Genomic DNA, 1436 nt, shown 5'->3' with positions numbered 1-1436 from the left:
CGCCGTCATCTCTTCGGGCGTCATGGTTCAGCTCATATAGCTCGATCGAAACACGCGCCGGGCACGGCGCTCCGGGCGGCGCCGGATCAGGCCGGCAACGCTGTCGTTTGCCGATTGCGGATCGGGCGATTGGTCATTCTCGACCTCATCCGGGAGGCCGACCTGGCTCTCCAAGTCGCGCCACATGGCTTCAGTCCAGCGGTCGGCGCCCGCAATCCATGCGGCGGCGCGGGCGTAGACCCGGCAGTCGAGCGCCTCGTTTCGCTCGCGCAGCTTCTGCCATTCGAGCCGGCTGAAGCCGCGCTTGGTCTTCACGGTGACGAGCTGCTCGGCGACGAGCTGTTTCACCCACTCGGCTTCGGCACCGCGCGGCAGGTGCACGTAGCCGGCCGGAAACTTCGCACCTGCCGCGATCTCCTCGTCGGTTGGCGTCGACAGGCGCAGGTAGCGATACGTCTCGCTCTTGAAGGTCGCGACCGCGATCGTCCACAGCCGCGCACCACGGCGGAGCTTCTTACCACCCTCCGTGACGTCGACGTGGGTCGGGCCCGCGACCGGTGCTGCCCGATTGAACCCTTCGACGCCCTTGATCGGTGCGACCTGCGCGTGGCCCGCCTTGCGAGCCCAAGCATAGACGGCAGGCGCCTCGTAGCCGGTATCGATCGCGAGCTTCGCTACTCCGATCCGCGTACCGTGGGCGTGCAGCCAAGTCCGATCGAGCAGGAGCCCGAGCTCTTCCCAGGTCTCGGCTTGCTCGGGTCCGCCTTCGATCACGGTGTGGTCGACGAGCCAGCTTTCGAGACCTCTGCCCCAGGCCCAAACATCGACCTCGATGCGATCCTTCTGGACGTCAGCACCCGCCGTCAGGAACAGGCCGCCTCGCGGCACCGTGCCGATCTGCCAGGACTCGCGGCGCTCATAGAGCCGCTGCCAGTCCGGCGCCTCGCCGGTCTCGATCCAGGTCTCGCCAAGCACGCTATTCTTGAAGCTGCGCTTGGCCTCGTCGGTAGTCGCCGATTCCCACAGCCGCGCGATGTTCTCCCAGGAGAACCAACCGACCGGCGAATAGAGCGCCGAAATATGGAACCCGATCGTGCCGGGGTCCTGCGCCTCCGCGGTCGGGCGCCACTCGCCCGCCTCGAGCATAGCGGTCTTGTGATGCTCTTCGATCCGGCCGTCGCAGGCCGTACACTCATAATGTGCGCTCTCGGGCTGTCCTTTCTCCCATCGCAGCCGCTCGAATTTGAGCCACTGCATTTCCCCGCAATGCGGGCACAGCACGAAGTAGCGCCGCTGATCCGATGCCTCGTACTCGCGCTCGATTCGCGACAGGCCGTGAATGGTCGGCGTCGAGCCAAGCAGAATCTTGGAGCGCCACGAAAAGGTGCGGGTGCGCGCCTCGGCGAGAGCGACCGGATCGCCTTCCTCGTCGGCCG

General features: G+C 66.4%; 1 protein-coding gene. It reads right to left on the bottom strand.

Annotated features, from left to right (window positions below; genetic code table 11):
- Nucleotides 1–27 precede the first annotated feature (27 nt).
- On the bottom strand, nt 28–1436 hold a 1409-nt coding region (locus BGN91_RS09500; protein ID WP_292612558.1), incomplete at its 5' end, for a terminase gpA endonuclease subunit.

Source organism: Nitrobacter sp. 62-13, from assembly GCF_001896955.1.
Classification (GTDB): Bacteria; Pseudomonadota; Alphaproteobacteria; order Rhizobiales; family Xanthobacteraceae; genus Nitrobacter.
The sequence above is the reverse complement of the archived record's forward strand: the minus strand, read 5'-3'. Positions and strand labels throughout refer to the sequence as shown.